15 protein-coding genes and 1 other annotated feature are annotated in these 17708 nt (G+C 47.4%); of the genes, 4 read left to right on the plus strand and 11 right to left on the minus strand.

Translation table 11 applies throughout. The features are described from left to right. Positions 1–399: 399 nt before the first annotated feature. The 5 genes from serS to guaB form a co-directional block, all read right to left on the minus strand. Positions 400–1680, minus strand: coding sequence for a serine--tRNA ligase (serS, locus tag BLV90_RS12390; RefSeq protein ID WP_091741493.1), 1281 nt, complete (start codon positions 1678–1680; stop codon positions 400–402). Between the two features lie 44 nt (positions 1681–1724). Continuing rightward, positions 1725–1954: a binding site (T-box leader), on the minus strand. A 13-nt stretch (positions 1955–1967) separates the two neighbouring features. Next, positions 1968–2555, minus strand: coding sequence for a pyridoxal 5'-phosphate synthase glutaminase subunit PdxT (gene pdxT, locus BLV90_RS12395; protein ID WP_091741495.1), 588 nt, complete (start codon positions 2553–2555; stop codon positions 1968–1970). Between the two features lie 18 nt (positions 2556–2573). Beyond that, positions 2574–3473, minus strand: coding sequence for a pyridoxal 5'-phosphate synthase lyase subunit PdxS (gene pdxS / locus BLV90_RS12400; protein WP_091741497.1), 900 nt, complete (start codon positions 3471–3473; stop codon positions 2574–2576). A gap of 89 nt (positions 3474–3562) precedes the next feature. Then, the gene (locus tag BLV90_RS12405; protein ID WP_177168047.1) at positions 3563–4732 is read right to left on the minus strand and encodes a D-alanyl-D-alanine carboxypeptidase family protein; all 1170 of its coding nucleotides are present in this window, start codon (positions 4730–4732) and stop codon (positions 3563–3565) included. Positions 4733–5165: 433 nt separating this feature from the next. Beyond that, a complete protein-coding gene (guaB, locus tag BLV90_RS12410) occupies positions 5166–6623 on the minus strand; it encodes an IMP dehydrogenase (RefSeq protein ID WP_091741501.1) in 1458 nt (485 codons plus the stop codon). Between the two features lie 258 nt (positions 6624–6881). Between guaB and BLV90_RS12415 the strand changes: the two genes are divergently transcribed. The 4 genes from BLV90_RS12415 to BLV90_RS12430 all read left to right on the plus strand — a co-directional run bounded on the left by BLV90_RS12415 (position 6882) and on the right by BLV90_RS12430 (position 10147). Continuing rightward, the gene (locus BLV90_RS12415; RefSeq protein WP_091741503.1) at positions 6882–7622 is read left to right on the plus strand and encodes a hypothetical protein; all 741 of its coding nucleotides are present in this window, start codon (positions 6882–6884) and stop codon (positions 7620–7622) included. A 13-nt stretch (positions 7623–7635) separates the two neighbouring features. Continuing rightward, positions 7636–8055, plus strand: coding sequence for a GntR family transcriptional regulator (locus tag BLV90_RS12420; protein WP_091741506.1), 420 nt, complete (start codon positions 7636–7638; stop codon positions 8053–8055). Then, on the plus strand, positions 8048–8944 hold the full coding sequence (locus BLV90_RS12425; protein ID WP_091741509.1) for an ABC transporter ATP-binding protein: 897 nt from the start codon (positions 8048–8050) through the stop codon (positions 8942–8944). The genes BLV90_RS12420 and BLV90_RS12425 overlap by 8 nt, the downstream gene beginning before the upstream one ends. 132 nt (positions 8945–9076) lie before the next feature. Then, the gene (locus tag BLV90_RS12430; RefSeq protein WP_091741512.1) at positions 9077–10147 is read left to right on the plus strand and encodes a YaaC family protein; all 1071 of its coding nucleotides are present in this window, start codon (positions 9077–9079) and stop codon (positions 10145–10147) included. 73 nt (positions 10148–10220) lie between these two features. On the opposite strand, the gene gyrA is transcribed toward BLV90_RS12430, so the two are convergent. From gyrA to dnaN, 6 genes are all read right to left on the minus strand, one after another. Further along, complete coding sequence (gyrA, locus tag BLV90_RS12435) at positions 10221–12686, minus strand: DNA gyrase subunit A (RefSeq protein ID WP_091741515.1); 2466 nt, start codon at positions 12684–12686, stop codon at positions 10221–10223. 33 nt (positions 12687–12719) lie between these two features. Then, entirely contained in the window at positions 12720–14630 is a 1911-nt protein-coding gene (gyrB, locus tag BLV90_RS12440; RefSeq protein ID WP_091741518.1) for a DNA topoisomerase (ATP-hydrolyzing) subunit B, read from the minus strand. A 16-nt stretch (positions 14631–14646) separates the two neighbouring features. After that, positions 14647–14943 (minus strand): extracellular matrix regulator RemB, encoded by a 297-nt coding sequence (gene remB, locus BLV90_RS12445; protein ID WP_091741521.1) that lies wholly within the window; start codon positions 14941–14943, stop codon positions 14647–14649. A gap of 5 nt (positions 14944–14948) precedes the next feature. After that, positions 14949–16067, minus strand: a complete 1119-nt coding sequence (recF, locus tag BLV90_RS12450) for a DNA replication/repair protein RecF (RefSeq protein ID WP_091741524.1) — start codon at positions 16065–16067, stop codon at positions 14949–14951. An 18-nt stretch (positions 16068–16085) separates the two neighbouring features. After that, a complete protein-coding gene (gene yaaA, locus BLV90_RS12455) occupies positions 16086–16301 on the minus strand; it encodes a S4 domain-containing protein YaaA (protein ID WP_091741526.1) in 216 nt (71 codons plus the stop codon). Positions 16302–16375: 74 nt separating this feature from the next. Then, the gene (gene dnaN, locus BLV90_RS12460; protein ID WP_091741529.1) at positions 16376–17512 is read right to left on the minus strand and encodes a DNA polymerase III subunit beta; all 1137 of its coding nucleotides are present in this window, start codon (positions 17510–17512) and stop codon (positions 16376–16378) included. Between the last annotated feature and the right edge of the window lie 196 nt (positions 17513–17708).

Genomic DNA, 17708 nt, shown 5'->3' on the forward strand with positions numbered 1-17708 from the left:
GTAAAAAGGAAGTTGGGGCCTTTATTTATCGGCAATCGATTGCTAATTGCTGAATTTTTTACTCTTTCATAACTCCTGACAAGATCGACATTGAAATTGAACCCAGTAAACAAAAGGACATTACACGCTAACTTTTAGGTTGTTGGTATAAATATGTTATTTCTGTTTACCGCAAAGTGTTCTGGCACGTCCCATCCATTTCTGTCTGTAGAGCAAATCTCGACTCTTGGATAACTCCACCAATAACGATCTTAAATAGGTCAGGTATTTGTTTACCTAAAAAAGACAACTCCGATTGATGTGAGTTGTCTTCTCTAAAAACGTATGGATCGCTAATAACTCATCCAGATGAGTATTAGCTCCAAGTTTGCCACCCAAGTTTTAAAACAAAGATACTGTTTACTTTTTACTTATCTTCTCCAAGCCACCCATGTACGGACGTAGCACTTCTGGAATGAGGATGCTTCCATCTTCCTGTTGATAATTTTCTATCAGGGCAGCTACTGTACGACCAATAGCAAGACCAGAACCATTTAACGTATGGGCAAATTCCGGCTTGCTACCTACTTCTCTGCGGAAGCGAAGATTAGCCCGACGTGCCTGGAAGTCCTCAAAGTTACTACAGGAAGAAATCTCGCGATAGGTGTTGGAGCTGGGTAACCAAACTTCCAGATCGTACTTCTTGGCGGCAGTAAATCCGAGATCCGCCGTGCACATCATGAGTACCTGATAAGGTAAGCCCAGCAATTGAAGCACCTTTTCGGCATCACCCACTAGTTTTTCAAGCTCATCATAGGAATAATTGGGGTCAACCAGTTTTACTAACTCCACTTTGTTAAACTGATGGTTACGAATCAATCCTCGTGTATCCCGGCCAGCGGAACCTGCTTCAGAACGGAAATTTGTACTAAATGCGGCGTATTTAATAGGGAGATCCTTTATATCTAAAATTTCCTCCCCATGATAGTTAGTGACAGGCACTTCTGAGGTGGGGATAAGGAAGTAATCTGTGCCCTCTACCGCAAAGGCATCCTCTGCAAATTTAGGTAATTGGCCTGTTCCCGTCATACTTAGCCGATTCACCATATAGGGAGGGATCATTTCTGTATAGCCATGTTCCCCTGTGTGCAGATCCAGCATAAAGTTCATCAGCGCACGCTCTAAGCGAGCCCCTAATCCTTTATAAAAAACAAAGCGGGAACCTGTAACCTTCGCTGCCCGTTCAAAGTCTATAAGTTCGAGCTCCTTTGCTAGTTCCCAGTGCGGCTTTGCCTCAAATGCAAAGGAGGTCGGCTCTCCCCAATGGCGAATTGGCATGTTGTCCTCTTCACTCTCACCCACTGGAACACTATCATGGGGAAGGTTTGGCAAGGAAAGAAGGATATGGTGTAGTTCTTCCTCAATCTGGCGCAGTTGATCATCTAATTCCTTGATACGATCCCCAACTTGGCGCATCTCTACAATGCTTTCGGTGGCATCCTCGCCGGCTTTTTTCTTTTGAGCAATTTCCTTAGAAACCGCATTACGCCGGCTTTTTAATTCCTCAGTCTCTTGCAAGGAACGACGCCGTTGTTCATCGAGTTTGATCACCGAGTGAAGACCACTTATATCTTCTCCTCGATGAGCCAGTTTCAGTTTAACCGTTTCCATATCCGTGCGAAGCATTTTTAAATCCAGCATGGGTCATCTCTCCTTTGGTCTGATACACACAAAAACCCCCCATCCCAAGGGACGGAAGGTTCCGCGTTGCCACCCTAATTAACCGAGATTAACTCTCGATTCTCTCACAAGCGGGATCACGGCCGCCAACCGGGATCGCTTAAGGGAGGATTACTGTGCTCCCTTTTCACGCCCAGCTCCAAGAGGGATTCCCCAGTAGAATGGAACGGTTCACACCAGCCACCGTCTCTCTGCACCACTCTAGCTGAGTACTTATTCTCATCTACGCTATTGATTCGCTTATGTGATTAGGCTATTCGCGTTCGGTGAGCTGCCTCGACCATCTCAACAAAGTAGGAGTGTAACCGTCCATCCTCTGTCAACTCGGGGTGAAATGAAGCACCGAGAAGATGACCCTGCTGAACGACGACAATCCGCCCATCGATTTCACAAAGGACTTCACTCTCACTCCCCGTCTCCGTAATCAACGGAGCTCGAATAAAGACCGCTTCAAAGTCCTCAGCAACCCCTTTAATCGCAAGCTCAGCTTCAAAACTATCTCGCTGACGACCAAAGGCATTTCGTTCCACTGTAATATCCAACAAGCCGAGATGGGGAGTCTCCGTCCCTTCGATCCGTGCTGCCAGTACGATCAGCCCCGCACAAGTTCCAAAGAGGGGGATTCCTCGACGGCCCATCTCTTGGATAGGCTCCATCAGATCGTACAGATGCATCAGCTTGGCGATGGTTGTCGATTCCCCACCAGGAATCACCAATCCATCAAGGCCTTCCAACTGCTCTCGCTGCTTAACGAGGGAGACCTCTGCCCCAGCCTGCTCTAGCATCCGTACATGTTCCCGTACCGCCCCTTGCAGAGCGAGAACACCGATCTTCATCGACACTTCCTCCTTAACTTACCAACCCCGCTCTTGCATCCGTGCGGAAGGTTCTAGGGTGGAAATTTCTAACCCTTTCATCGGGGCACCCAGTCCCTTCGATAGTTCTGCAATCAAGGAGTAATCTTCGTAATGGGTAGTCGCTTGCACAATCGACCGAGCAAATTTGTCAGGATTATCGGATTTGAAGATACCAGAGCCGACAAACACACCATCTGAACCGAGTTGCATCATCAGAGCGGCATCCGCTGGTGTTGCGACCCCACCTGCTGCAAAGTTTACAACCGGGAGCTTACCCGTTTCATGGATTTGTAAGAGAAGCTCATAGGGAGCACCGATGTTTTTCGCTTCGGCCATCAGCTCATCCCGGGACATTCCCTGTACCTGACGGAGTTGACTCATCATCATTCGCATATGTTTTACTGCCTCAACGATGTTTCCTGTACCAGGTTCCCCTTTGGTACGGATCATCGATGCGCCTTCACCAATCCTGCGCAATGCTTCGCCTAGGTCACGTGCTCCACAAACAAAGGGAACGGTAAAGGTACCCTTGTCGATATGGTATTGATCATCTGCAGGAGTCAACACTTCGGACTCATCGATATAATCGACACCCATCGCTTCCAGTAGACGAGCTTCTACATAATGACCAATACGTGCTTTTGCCATGACTGGGATGCTGACAGCCTTCATCACTTCTTCGATGATTGTCGGATCTGCCATACGAGCAACGCCACCAGCGGCACGGATATCCGAAGGTACCCGCTCCAATGCCATAACGGCTACAGCACCCGCTTCTTCCGCAATTTTTGCCTGTTCGGCATTGATGACGTCCATAATAACGCCACCCTTTTGCATTTCGGCCATCCCACGTTTCACGCGGTCGGTTCCAGTCTCAAAACCATTCACTCGACTCATTTATTTCATCCTCTCCCTTTCCCGGTTCCGTTCCCAATAAGGTTTATTGTATCGAAATGACTGGTGTCTGACAACTCGTCTCGTCCTTTTCAGTCTTCCCCGAAAATTGAACGAAACAACAGTCTCCACCAAGTTGCCTTTTCGACAGATTTACCTGCAATCAAATCTACCGATTTCACACCAGGTATTTCTTCTCCATCATACAAAATCTTTGCCTTTCCGACCACTTTCCCTTTTGCGATAGGCGCTTGAAGTCTTTTTGCAAATTTCACCTGAACTCGATAGTGCTTGTTTTCCTGTGGAATAGTGGGAATCGTTAAGCTTTCCTTAGCCACAACAGGGACAGATAGACTCTCACCTTCTTTAACAGGTGCCTGACGTTTACTCGCTATGGCCTTCTTTTTTTGTATCAACTTCACCAGTTTATAACGGGAGAAACCATAATCCAATAATTTCTTTGTTTCAATAAATCGAGCCGTCTTCGATTTTGTCCCCATCACTACAGAGACAACACGGAAACCCTTTTGCTTGGCACTTCCAGCAAATCCATAGCCCGCTTCCCGAGTATGACCGGTCTTAAAGCCATCTAAGCCTTTATAAGCATAGGCAAAGCTAGGGAGCATGCGATTCCAGTTTAACAAGATACGCTCTCCTTTTTTCCCTTTGCGAAAAATATAACGAGGGTGAGAGACGATCTTCAGTACCTCTCTATGATCTTTTAAAACCCTTCGCGTCAACTCGGCAACATCCCTTGCGGACATCACATGCTTTCCTTTTACATCTGGATAATCTGGATAACTCCATTTGGGTAAACCTGTGCTGTTCGTAAAATGAGTCCCTTTTAAGCCGAGTTCCTTTGCTTTTTGATTCATGAGCGAGACAAATTTAGTTTCGCTTCCTGCAACATGTTCTGCGAGGGCAACCGCGGCATCGTTGGCAGAGTATACAGCCATCGCCGTAAATAACTCCCGTACACTTTGCTTTTCTCCTGCTTCTAAGAACACCTGTGCCTCATCGATCCGAGCGGCATTCTTTGACACACGAACAGGGTCCTTCCATGAAAGTTTCCCCTGCTTTATTTGCTCTAGTACGACATACTCTGTCATGATTTTCGTCAAGCTAGCTGGAGCGTAACTTTGATCGGCTCGTTTCTGCGCCAACACACGCCCTGAACGCTCATCAAGAAGAATATAGGAACGAGCTTTGACATCGTTAGGGATCGCAGTGGAGGGAGAAGCCGCCTGTACCGGTTCCGTCAACCACGACCACCCTGAAATACACACGGATAAACAAAGCAGGATGAGGATCGCTTTTTTGTTGTCGATCACAAGCTCATCAGTCCTATTCACATAAAATAAATAGCCTTGTCTCATTCACCTGTATCCGTCTACTAATAGTGATTTTTACTCCTGTATGTAGACACATAAAAAGAAGCCACATAAACATTTAAGCAATCTGCGTTCGATCCACCGGGTTAAGATCGTTGACCGTTTAAACGGGGCACAATCGTGGTATGGAATTTGCTATATAAGTATACTTATTCCATACATATGTGCACTATCTTCTTCATCTCTTTTAATTATGTCTTACGAATGTCCCCATAGAAAATCCCCTTCAAGGTTAACAGAAAGGGGATTTTCCTTACTGTCCACTCAAAGGGGACAATATCAAGGTATCCAGTGCCTTCGAGGTTCAAATGTTGTAGTTCGGTGCTTCCTTCGTAATATGCACATCATGAGGATGGCTTTCACGGAGCGAGGCATTGGTGATACGGATAAAGCGGGTATTGTTTTTCAACTCAATGAGGTTTCGCGTTCCACAATAACCCATCCCTGCTCGCAGACCACCCATGAGCTGATATACCGTATCTGCTAAGGGCCCTTTATAAGGGACTCGTCCCTCGATTCCTTCGGGAACCAGCTTTTGCTCGTTCTCTTGGAAATAGCGATCCTTACTGCCTGCCTTCATCGCTCCGATGGAGCCCATGCCGCGGTATACCTTAAACTGTCTTCCCTGGTAGATTTCCGTTTCTCCAGGTGACTCCTCAGTACCGGCAAACATACTCCCCATCATGACGATATCTGCCCCAGCGGCTAGGGCTTTGACGATATCACCAGAGAATCGAATGCCTCCATCCGCGATAATCGGTACACCATATTGACGAGCCACGCTAGCACAGTCGTATACAGCGGTGATTTGAGGAACTCCAATCCCTGCTACGACACGGGTCGTACAGATAGAACCAGGTCCGATGCCCACCTTTACAACGCTGGCCCCTGCTTCGATCAGAGCACGAGTTCCGTCCCCCGTTGCTACATTACCCGCGATGATTAAAAGGTCCGGATACTCCCCACGCAGTGCCTTGATCGTATCAAGTACGCCTTGGGAATGACCGTGAGCCGTGTCCACCGTTAAGACATCTACTTCCGCTGCCACCAGAGCCGCCGCCCGCTCCACGGTATCCTCAGCGACACCCACTGCGGCCCCAACAAGGAGACGACCTTGAGCATCCTTAGCTGAATGAGGGAAGAGAGTCGCCTTTTCAATATCTTTAATGGTGATGAGACCCTTTAGATGTCCTTCTTCATCTACAAGGGGAAGCTTCTCAATTTTATGGCGTTGTAGGCTTTCTTCAGCATCCTTCATGGTGGTACCCACAGAGGCTGTCACAAGGTTTTCCTTGGTCATCACTTGCTCAATCGGAATGGAGTAGTCGTGGATAAACCGCAGGTCACGGTTGGTGAGAATACCCACCAGTATTTTTTTTTCATCCACGATGGGTACACCAGAAATGCGATACTTTGCCATCAAGGCCTCAGCATCGTACACCTGGTGGTGAGGGTGAAGATAAAAGGGATTAGTAATAACCCCGCTCTCTGAACGTTTCACCCGATCCACTTCTTCTGCTTGCTCATGGACCCCCATGTTCTTATGAATGATACCCATCCCGCCTTGACGAGCCATCGCAATCGCCATCGATGCTTCCGTCACTGTATCCATACCAGCACTGATCAACGGTGTGTTTAAGCGAATACGATCAGAAAGACGGGTGGAAAGATCCGTATCTCGGGGGAGGATCTCCGACTTCGCCGGGACAAGAAGTACGTCATCAAATGTTAGGCCTTCCTTGGCAAACTTATCTTCCCACATGAACGAGCCAATCTCCTTTATCCTCAGGTTATTAACAGCTCCGTGCTTGAGGTTTTTGGAAAGTCTATCAAACGAGATAACCCCTGTCAAGTCGCTTCGTTACAGGCATGAAGCAGCTTTTGAGATTTCGAAAAAGCCCCTTTTCAGAATAGGGTTTGCTTCGTCACTGTTATGGTGTTAATATCATTATATATAGTATTAACAATAATCCGATCATCAGCATTATAAGCCATTCACCTATTAGAGGAGGAATACCGAATGACCACTGGGCAAGAAATCCTTCATCTGCTCCGCTATGAGTTAAAACGCACCTGGCCTGCATTAATTGGCACCTTTTTATTAACGTTGACTTTAGGGGGGAGCATCGCCTTGTTAATCAGTAGTGACATGGCCTTTTTTAAGGAGTCTATTACCCCAATCAGCATTCCCATCGACATCCTCTTTATAACGATGCTTCCCTATTTTTGTACCATCTATGGGGCTAAGGAATATTGGTCGCTGACAAAGTTGAGACAGGATCCCTTTGCCCAACAATTAGCATGGTATCGAACTCTTCCGATCTCTCTTGATGGGTTTGTCATGGCTCGTATGAGCCTCAGTTTGATCTTGGTAGCCGTGATGTGCATCAGCTTTTTTCTGCCCTTTCTATTCTTTGTGTTTGGTAATCAGATGGCGATCGGAGGCTTTCTTTCTTTCAGCCTCATATGGGCTGCTTATGCCTTTGGAATTGGCAGTGCCTATACCTTTCTGGAATGGGCTAAGCGTGGTATTTGGCTATTTTGGATACCCACCATTACGATCTTTGCAATCATTTCTCCCCTCCTGCTTTGGGTAAATATCGCCTATCGATTCAACATCGTATCTTGGACGTTGAAACTCTCTGTCCATTATCCCATTCTCTCTGTATCGATTGCTTGGATAGGTGCTGCATGTCTTATCCTTGGTTGGTTTTTCCTCATCAAAAATCGAATTCGTACCCGCGATCTTGCGATTGATTAAAGGAGAGCTCACTATGCCTTTACCGATTCATCTTGCTGTTGATTCACCCATTCCGATCTATCGTCAAATCACTGATCAACTCCAGGAGTTAATTCTCAGCGGAATCCTCCCACAAGGAACCTCTCTGCCATCCATTCGCATCCTGGCAAAGGAACTCGGATGTAGTGTGATTACCACCCGGCGAGCCTATCAGGATCTTGAAGTTGCAGGGTTGATTCAGACGCGACAGGGTTTAGGTACCTTTGTTGCCAACGTGAATCAAGAAAAGCAAGATTCTCATCGCTTATCCACAGTGGAAAAGGACCTACGAAAAACGATTGAAAGTAGCTTTCGCATGGGTGTATCAGAATCAACATTAACTACATTGTTTACACAAGTTCTACAGCAAGTAAAAACAGAGTCATCGAAACAAGGAGGAAGCTCTGATGAATAATACTCCAGCTATTCAACTGAACGATGTAAGTAAAAAATATGACGACTTCACACTGGACTCCCTGTCCATCACTCTAGAAAAAGGCTTAGCTTATGCCCTTATTGGCCCGAATGGATCTGGAAAGAGTACGATCTTCCGCATCTTAAATGGACTTTTGCAACCGCATACAGGATCGATCAAGATTGCTGGGCTATCTTTCCAACAGGATGATTATTTTATCAAAAATAAAATCGGCTATGTGCCAGAAAATCCGATCGATCATGGACGAGTGCGCGCATCTGAGGTGATTAACTTTATCTCTCGTCTTTATCCACGGTGGGATAGGAAACTGTGTAGAGATCTGCTAGCACAATGTGAAGTAAAAACCGATAAGCCCTTTAACCAGATGTCCAAAGGAATGAAAAAGAAATTATCCCTTGTTCTCGCTCTATCCATTCGACCAGAAATTCTCCTCCTAGATGAACCCATGGACGGCCTGGATTTCTTTTCACAAAAATTCTTCACGGAACAAATCCATCACTTCCTCCAACAGGAGGGTACCTCGGTACTGATGGCCACTCATCGGGTCGAAGATATCCGCCGGATCTCGGATGTGCTTCTCCTGTTAAACAAGGGTCGATTCCTTGGGGAGTATGAAAAGGATCAGCTTCTGGATAACTGGAAAACCCTGTGGATAGAACAACTTCCCGCGAATCCACAGAAAGTAGCCGGTGTGGTGAAATGGGAAGAAGGATCCCCTCATCGACTCGTTTCTAAGGATCAACACAAGACAGTGAAAGACCTTACTACATCCGGGATTCACATCACTCGGACTACACCCCTAGAACTAGATGAGATCCTCCAAACCATCCTGATTCAGGACGGGAATCCGACACATAAGTCCGCTTAAATTCCCCACTTTCAAAAAAGTTATCCCTTGTTGTCCACAAGTTATCCACAGTCTGTGGTTAATCTGATTCCCAACAAATGTCATAAGGAACCCCCTCTTCATGCAGACTAGTAGCGAGAAGAGGTGGTGTTAATGGAAACAGGGGGAATCCGACGTATTCCCTGTGAATTCCCGGAACGAAAGATGTGGAATCTGTTTTTACTCCTAGAGAATGATGGCATGGCCAAAGGGTATCTGCGGGATAAATATCAACAAGAAGGATTGGATCATCCTGACCGAGCATCCTTTCGCGCCTCCCATGCCCTGATGTCCTATGTTCGCCAAGCACGCGAACTATACCGGGCTGCCCGGGAAAGTTCTCCCTTTGTCAGCCCCTTACTCACCTATTACGGTATGATGAACTTGGCTAAGGCGTGGATGCTCTCCTTTGATCCCGATTATCCACGGAATGCTTTGGTCCTACGCCATGGTGCTTCTACCCGGAGGCGTAAACGAAGTGATTTTCGCCTTTCTGAAGATGAGATACGGATTCAACCAGAAGGGCTTCTCCCTGAGCTTGTACGCGCCTCAGGATGGGGGGCACTCTGTAATACCTCCTGGACGATTAAACATCTCTTGTCCCTGTTACCTGATATCCAGGATAGCTACCGGCAAGTGTTTCGTGAAGCTAGCTTGTATCCCATAGCCATCCACACTCGCTCTATCAATGGGAGACAAAGCATGTCCTTTACGTTGGAGGAAAAGGTACTGGATCAGCTCCATCTCTCCCCTAGAGGGCTGGCAGAACGACTGAATAGTGTAGCAGAGGAACAAGGTTCTCGTTTTACTGTGGATAAGTCCCCCGCTCCCTGTGGATGGGTGAGAATGTGGTGGAGTCATCCTGAATCCACTCATGTAGACCGGTGGAAACGAGGGTTTGCCCATCCTTGGTTCCGAGAGGATACTCGGGGGGGATATTATCTCTATCTAAATCGAGGCCGTACTCCTGACGTGATACCAGAGATGTTTGTCCACTATCTACTCCTCTTCTCCCTGAGTATGCTTTGTCGGTATGAGGTTCCCTTATGGGGAGAAATTGTGAGTGGTACAGCAGCTAAGGAAGCTGTGTTGGTCGAAGAATTCCTCCAGGTGACACGTCGTAAGTTCCCCAATCTGATTTTAAACACGCTGTTTGAAGAGAAAATTCTCTTCGTCCGCTCATGAAAAGGGGTTGACCATAGGCGATTCTGCCCTAGGTCAACCCCTCATTCATTTTAGATGACTAGCTCTTCACTTCTTACTCTTGATCCTCTTCATCCTTATCTTCTTCCGGCGGGACTTCTTCCCGCTCAACCCGAGCCAAGGTAGCTACTTCTTCCTCTTCCCTGAGGTTCATTAGCTTCACACCCTGGGCATACCGACTCATCTTCGAGATACCGGAGATGTTCATGCGAATAATCAAGCCGGAGGTCGTAACAATCATCAAGTCTTCTTCCTCAGAGACGACTTTAAGACCGACAACTTTCCCTTTACGCTTAGTCACATTTTGAGTTTTAATCCCTTTACCACCGCGGGATTGGGTACGGTACTCCGATAGCGGAGTTCGCTTCCCATATCCTTTTGTGGTCACGATGGCTACATCTCGGTCAAGGACGATGACTTCCATCCCGATCACGATATCGTCCTCACCAAGGGCAATCCCTTTCACCCCTGTGGCGGTTCGCCCCATCTTACGGACATCCTGCTCAGGGAAACGAATGGACATCCCGTTCTTGGTACCAAGGATGATCTCTTGTTCCCCATCTGTCAGGCGTACCCCAACCAACTCATCTCCATCACGGAGATTGATGGCAAAGAGGCCGTTGCGCCGAATATTCCCAAATTCATCAAGGGCTGTCTTCTTCACTACCCCAAACTTGGTGCTGAAGAAGAGATAGGAATCCGCAGTGAAATTCTTTACCGGAATGATGGCCTCGATATACTCACCCTGTTCAACTTGGATCAGATTGATAATCGCGGTACCCCGGGCAGCTCGTCCCAGTTCTGGTACCTCATAGGCCTTCATCCGATACACTTTCCCTTTATTGGTGAAGAAAAGAAGGTGGTTATGGGAACTGGTAACAAATAGATGCTGGGTAAAGTCATCATCCCGTACCCCCATCCCTGAGACGCCTCGTCCACCACGACGTTGAGCGCGATAGCTCGAGGGAGCCATCCGCTTAATATATCCACGGTGAGTGAGTAGAATAGCCACTTCGTCCTCAGGAATCAAGTCCTCATCAGCGATTTCCTCTGGACTCAAGGTGATTCGGGTCCGACGTTCATCTGCATACTTCCCACGGATCTCTTTCAGCTCATCCTGGATCACACCAAGAATACGCTCTTCTGAATTGAGGATCGCCTTTAACTCAGCGATGGTTTTTAGTAACCCTTGATATTCATCCTCAATCTTTTCTCGCTCCAAACCTGTAAGGCGTTGAAGACGCATATCCAAGATTGCTTGGGCTTGTACTTCGGAGAGGCCAAACTTATTCATTAGGCCATCCCGTGCTTCCTGGGTGGTTTGCGAGGCGCGGATCAGTTCAATCACTTCATCAATATGATCGAGGGCGATGCGCAAACCTTCTAAGATATGCGCACGCTCCTCCGCTTTACGCAATTCAAACTCTGTGCGCCTGCGGATAATTACCTTTTGATGCTCAAGGTAGTGGAACAGCACTTGTTTTAAATTTAATACGAGGGGCTTCCCATCCACCAGAGCAAGCATATTGATCCCAAAGCTTGTCTGCAGAGAGGTGTGCTTGTACAGGTTATTGAGCAGCACCTTTGGATTGACATCCCGGCGAAGCTCGATTACCACCCGCATCCCATTACGGTCGGACTCATCCCGGAGATCCGTGATTCCATCAACCTTTTTATCCCGTACCAATTCTGCGATTTTTTCTACAAGTTTCGCTTTGTTCACCTGGTAGGGGAGTTCATCAACGACGATCCGCATCTTGCCGTTGTTGGCCTCTTCGATCCGGGTTTTCGCTTGTAGGCGTACACTTCCCCGTCCGGTATGGTAGGCCTTCTTGATTCCTTCGCGACCGAGGATCAGACCGGAGGTGGGAAAGTCAGGCCCTTTAATATAATTCATCAACCCATCCACATCGATATCTGGATCATCGATCATGGCGAGCAGACCATCGATCACTTCTCCTAGGTTATGAGGAGGAATATTGGTCGCCATCCCTACTGCAATTCCTGCAGCTCCGTTGACAAGGATGTTGGGGAAGCGAGAGGGAAGGACGAGGGGCTCTTCTAGGCGCCCATCATAGTTCTCACCAAAATCGACGGTTTCCTTTTGGATGTCACGAAGTAATTCCTGGGTAATTGGTGCCATTTTTGCTTCGGTATAACGCATCGCCGCAGCAGAATCCCCATCGACGGAACCAAAGTTCCCATGTCCATCCACAAGCATATACCGATAGGAAAAATCCTGGGCCATTCGAACCATCGTGTCATACACAGAAGCATCCCCATGGGGATGGAAGGAGGCGAGTACATTACCTACCACGTTCGCCGATTTTCGATATCCCTTATCTGGGGTCATTCCTAATTGATGAAGGGTATAGACGATCCGCCGGTGTACAGGCTTTAGGCCATCTCGGACGTCAGGAAGGGCCCGGCTGACAATCACGCTCATCGCATAGTCCAGGAATGAGTTACGCATCTCCTGGCTGATATTGATCTCCGTCACTCTATTTGTATCTTCAGGCATTCACTTCACTCCGCTCTTTCAGACGTTCCAACATCAGATATCCAAGTTACGCACCTGGCGAGCGTACTCCTGGATAAAATCTCGGCGTGGCTCTACTTTATCACCCATCAGGGTTTCAAAGACTTGATCCGCATCCATAGCATCCTCCAAGGCAACTTGCAGGAGGGTACGGCTCTCTGGATCCATCGTTGTTTCCCACAATTGGGTGGCATTCATTTCACCGAGACCCTTATAGCGCTGGATTTCAATCTTTCCTTTGCCTGTCATTTCGCTGGCTAGTTTATCTTTTTCACGATCATTAAAGGCATAGAGTTCCGTTTTACCTTGGGAGAGCTTATAGAGAGGGGGTTGGGCAATATAGATATATCCCTCTTCGATCAATGACCGCATATAACGATAAAAGAAGGTGAGGAGCAAGGTACGAATATGGGCCCCATCCACATCCGCATCGGTCATAATAACGATCTTATGGTAACGGGCCTTCTCGAGATGAAAATCTTCCCCAATCCCTGTTCCAAGGGCAGTGATAATCGTCCGCACCTCTTCGTTAGAGAGGGCTTTATCAAGACGGGCTTTTTCTACATTGATGATTTTCCCACGCAGAGGAAGGATCGCTTGGAACATCCGATCGCGCCCTTGCTTGGCTGTACCACCTGCGGAATCACCCTCAACCAGATATAGCTCACTGATTTCTGCTTTCCGGGACGTACAATCCGCCAATTTTCCTGGAAGGGAGCTGACTTCAAGGGCATTTTTACGTCGAGTCAACTCCCGCGCTTTCCGAGCAGCTTCCCGGGCACGAGCAGCCATCACTGCTTTACCAATCACTTTTTTGGAGACAGTAGGATTCTCCTCCAAGAAGGTGAGGAAGTTCTCTGCAAACAAGGACTCCGTTGCTTGACGAGCTTCCGAGTTACCTAGCTTAGTCTTCGTCTGCCCTTCAAATTGAGGATCCGGAATCTTAATACTGATGATCGCAGTCAAACCCTCTCGCGTATCGTCCCCAGAGAGATTGTTGTCGTTTTCCTTCAGCAGGTTATATCGACGAGCATAATCATTCACTACCCGTGTCAAGGCAGACTTAAAGCCGGATTCATGGGTTCCACCCTCATGGGTGTGGATGTTATTGGCATAGGAATAGAGATTACTAGAATAACTATCGTTGTATTGCAGGGCAATTTGAACAATGATACTGTCCTTTTCCCCTTCGAGGAAGATTGGAGGATTATGGAGGGCTTCCCGATTCTTGTTGAGGTGTTCAACAAAAGAACGGATTCCACCATCGTATTTATACTCGTTGACCTTCTCTTCTTCCCCACGAGCATCCGTCAAAATGATGCGAACACCACTGTTGAGGAAGGCTAGCTCCCGCAGACGAGTCGCGAGAATCTCGTATTCATAGACGGTAGTCTCTGTAAAGATCTCTGGATCTGGTTTAAAGGTGGTGGTAGTTCCTGTTTCCTTGGTCTCCCCAACAACGGCAAGATCCTTCTCCGGTATCCCTTTAGCGTAACGTTGTTGATGAATTTTGCCATTACGACGGACTTGTACCTCGACCCATTCAGAAAGGGCATTTACAACGGAAACACCCACTCCGTGAAGACCGCCAGAGAATTTATAGCCATCTCCATCAAATTTACCGCCTGCGTGAAGGACGGTCATAACGACCTCTAACGTGGAGCGCCCCATCTTTGGATGAATCCCGACAGGAATCCCACCTCCGTTATCCTGCACCGTAACACTATTGTCTGAATTAATCGTTACCCAAATGGTGTCACAACGTCCAGCCAAGGCTTCGTCAATACTGTTATCGATAACTTCCCAGACCAAGTGATGAAGACCACGGCTACTCGTGGAACCAATATACATCCCCGGCCGTTTACGTACAGCTTCTAAGCCTTCGAGGACCTGAATCTGTGACTCATCGTAATTAGAGTTTTGCATGGACACTTCCTGTCACCTACTCTTGTTCCTTTTTGACTTCCTTTGTGCCGGAAATTCCTAATGCCCGATTCCCTCCTAGTTGCGCCCGTTTAAGGAGCGTCAACGAGGAGATTGGGGATGCATAGATCGTTGTCTCCGTCACCACATACGATTTGATCTCCTCCTCGGTAGTGATCCATTCCAAACGTCCCTGATTGCGGGACGAATCAAGAAACGGAGCTAACGTAGAGGGAGATCGTCGAGGCCCCACATCCAGGATGGTGACCACTTGGCTGATCCGAATCATCTTGTTGCCGCCTAGATGGATAAACACTGCACTCACCCCTGTTCTGTGATGCTTCCATGTTGAACGCGATAGATGCGAGCGCGTTCACAGGTTTCATGATCGATTCCCTCTAGCCCCGTCGCGGTAACAAAGGTTTGTACCTTCCCCCGAATCGCCTCTAGCAAGTGGGTTTTACGGGAATCATCTAATTCAGAGAGAACATCGTCTAAAAGAAGGATTGGATAAGTACCTGTCTCTTGGTGAATCAATTCTATCTCCGCTAACTTGAGAGAGAGTGCAGCGGTTCGTTGCTGTCCCTGGGAGCCAAAGGTGTGGATATCCACCTTATTGGCAGAGAGTCTGATATCATCCCGATGAGGTCCCGTTAAGGTGGTTCCCCGTCTCAGCTCTTGATCCCGTAAGCGATTCAATTCTTTCTCCAGGGAGAGACGATAACCTGCTTCATCGATCCCTTCTTTGGTGGGCACCGCCGACTGATATTCAATAGCGAGCTTTTCCCTCCCTTGGGTAATGGCAGTGTGGATATCTTGGGCCCATTTTGTGAGCTGATGGATAAAGGTAACCCGCTTTTTCCACAGGCTTGTGGATAATCCGATCATCTGTTCGTCCATGACCTCAAGGAGAGGATTCGCCCGTTCCCTTCGACTCCCCATGTCTTTCAGCAATTGATTTCGTTGCAAGAGAAGTTGATTGTAACGAGTTAAGTCATGGATGTATGATGGACTTACTTGACCTAGCTCCATATCGATAAAGCGACGACGCACCTGAGGACTTCCCTTTACAATTGTAAGATCTTCAGGTGCGAAGAGGACGGCTGTAAGCGTCCCAATATAGGATGAGAGCCGGCGTTGTTCCAGTCCATTTTTCACCACTTTTTTACCACGGGGTGTCAGTCGAATATCCAAGCGATGATTCCCAAATTCCCCGCTTACACGGGCTTTTATCTGAGCCGCATTGGCTTCCCATCGAATCATTTCTTTATCTTTTCTCGTTCGATGAGACTTACCGAGGGCTAGGAGATAGAGGGATTCGAGGATATTGGTCTTTCCCTGGGCGTTTTGGCCTACAAAAAGATGGAGAGACTCAGGACATTTAAGCGCCAGTCGGTCAATATTGCGAAACTGGGAGAGTTCCAGTTCTTCTACTTGCACAGTGGAATCCCCCCCTTCTTAAGAGCGAATCAAGCGGAAGGGGGCCATCCCCTCGATATCCACAGTATCCTGTGGATAAAGTTTGCGTCCACGTCGAGATTCCTCTTCCCCATTTACCAGAATGAGCGTTTCTTCTAGAAAAATCTTCGCATGGCCACCGGTCTGTACGATTTCTAACTTTTTAAGAAGTTGCCCTAGGGTGATCATCTCTGTGTGGATACTGACGGTCTGCATATTTCCTCCTCCTCATGCCTCTCTCCACCAACAGGCTTCTTTCTATCATGAGGCCCGTTGCTTCGATCCTTCGATCATCTTGTCCTGATTGGAACAATCAAGTGGAGGGAGTCCTCTCGCTCTGCTGGCTGAATAATAAAGGGAGTCATGGTACCAGTTAGGAGAATACGAATCTCATCAGAATCCACCGTTCGCAGGGCATCTAACATGTATTGAGCATTAAAGGAAATACTCATCTCTTCTCCGGTGATTCTCGCTGATACTTCCTCGAGTACGCTCCCCACATCCTGGGCAGCAGAGTGGACCTGAACGGTGCCTTCTTCCTTCATTGTCCATTTTATCACATTGTCGCGCCCATCCCTGCTAATTAAAGAAGCTCGATCAACGGATTGTAACAATTCTTTTGTCGCTAACACGATATCTGTTTTTCCACCTTGTGGAATCACCCGATTGGTATCAGGGTAAGTACCTTCTAAAATACGAGAGAAAAAGAGGAGATGGTCTGCACGTACCATAATCTGATTGTCCGAGAGGACGACATCCACCCATCCACTGGCATCCTGGAGGATTTTTGCCAACTCCGACAAACTTTTACCCGGTACAATCACATTTTCAATGGTGAGGTCCTCTGGAGCTTCTACCTCTGCTTGGCGCCTTGATAAACGGTGACTATCTGTCGCCACAAAGGTGAGTTTTCCTTGGGAAAGTGTCCACAGTACCCCAGTAAGTACCCCCCTTGCCTCAGAGGCAGAGACAGCAAAGCCGGTTTGCCGGATCATCGATTTCAGTAGATCGGAGGGGAGGCTGAACATCCGATCTTCTTGCAGTTGTGGAATATGTGGATATTCTTCAGGATCTAACCCTTTTAACTCAAATTGAGCTTGCTGAGAACGAAGCGTTGTTTTCCACCGTTCATCCACAATCATATCCACTTCATCCCCAGGAAGTTTTCGTACAATATCTGCAAAAATACGACCAGGGAGTACAACACTACCCATTGTTTCCATATTTACTAGATTTTTATCATCTTGTTTCGTCGGCACACATACCTGAATCGTAAGATCTGAAGTGCTTCCCGTTACCCAACATCCTTCTTCATCCACAGAAAGGTGAATCCCTGTCAAAATTGGCACCGTGGTTTTTTGTGAAACCGCCTTAGAAACCGATGCGACAGCCTCTGTCAAAGCAGTACGGGAAATACGAAATTTCATTGCTATATGACCTCCTCAGAAACAGATTATCCCTATCTCAAAAGATAAAGAGCCCCCTAATGACTAATAACAAGGTAACATTAATACGGCCACCTGAACGAAAAGTTCTGGTGGAAAATAAATGAGTTAACGAGTCATATTGGGGCTTTGATAACATATCTATATAGTTTAAGAAATCACAGTCATAGTAATAGGG

The organism is Marininema mesophilum, assembly GCF_900106775.1.
In the GTDB taxonomy this organism is placed as follows: domain Bacteria; phylum Bacillota; class Bacilli; order Thermoactinomycetales; family DSM-45169; genus Marininema; species Marininema mesophilum.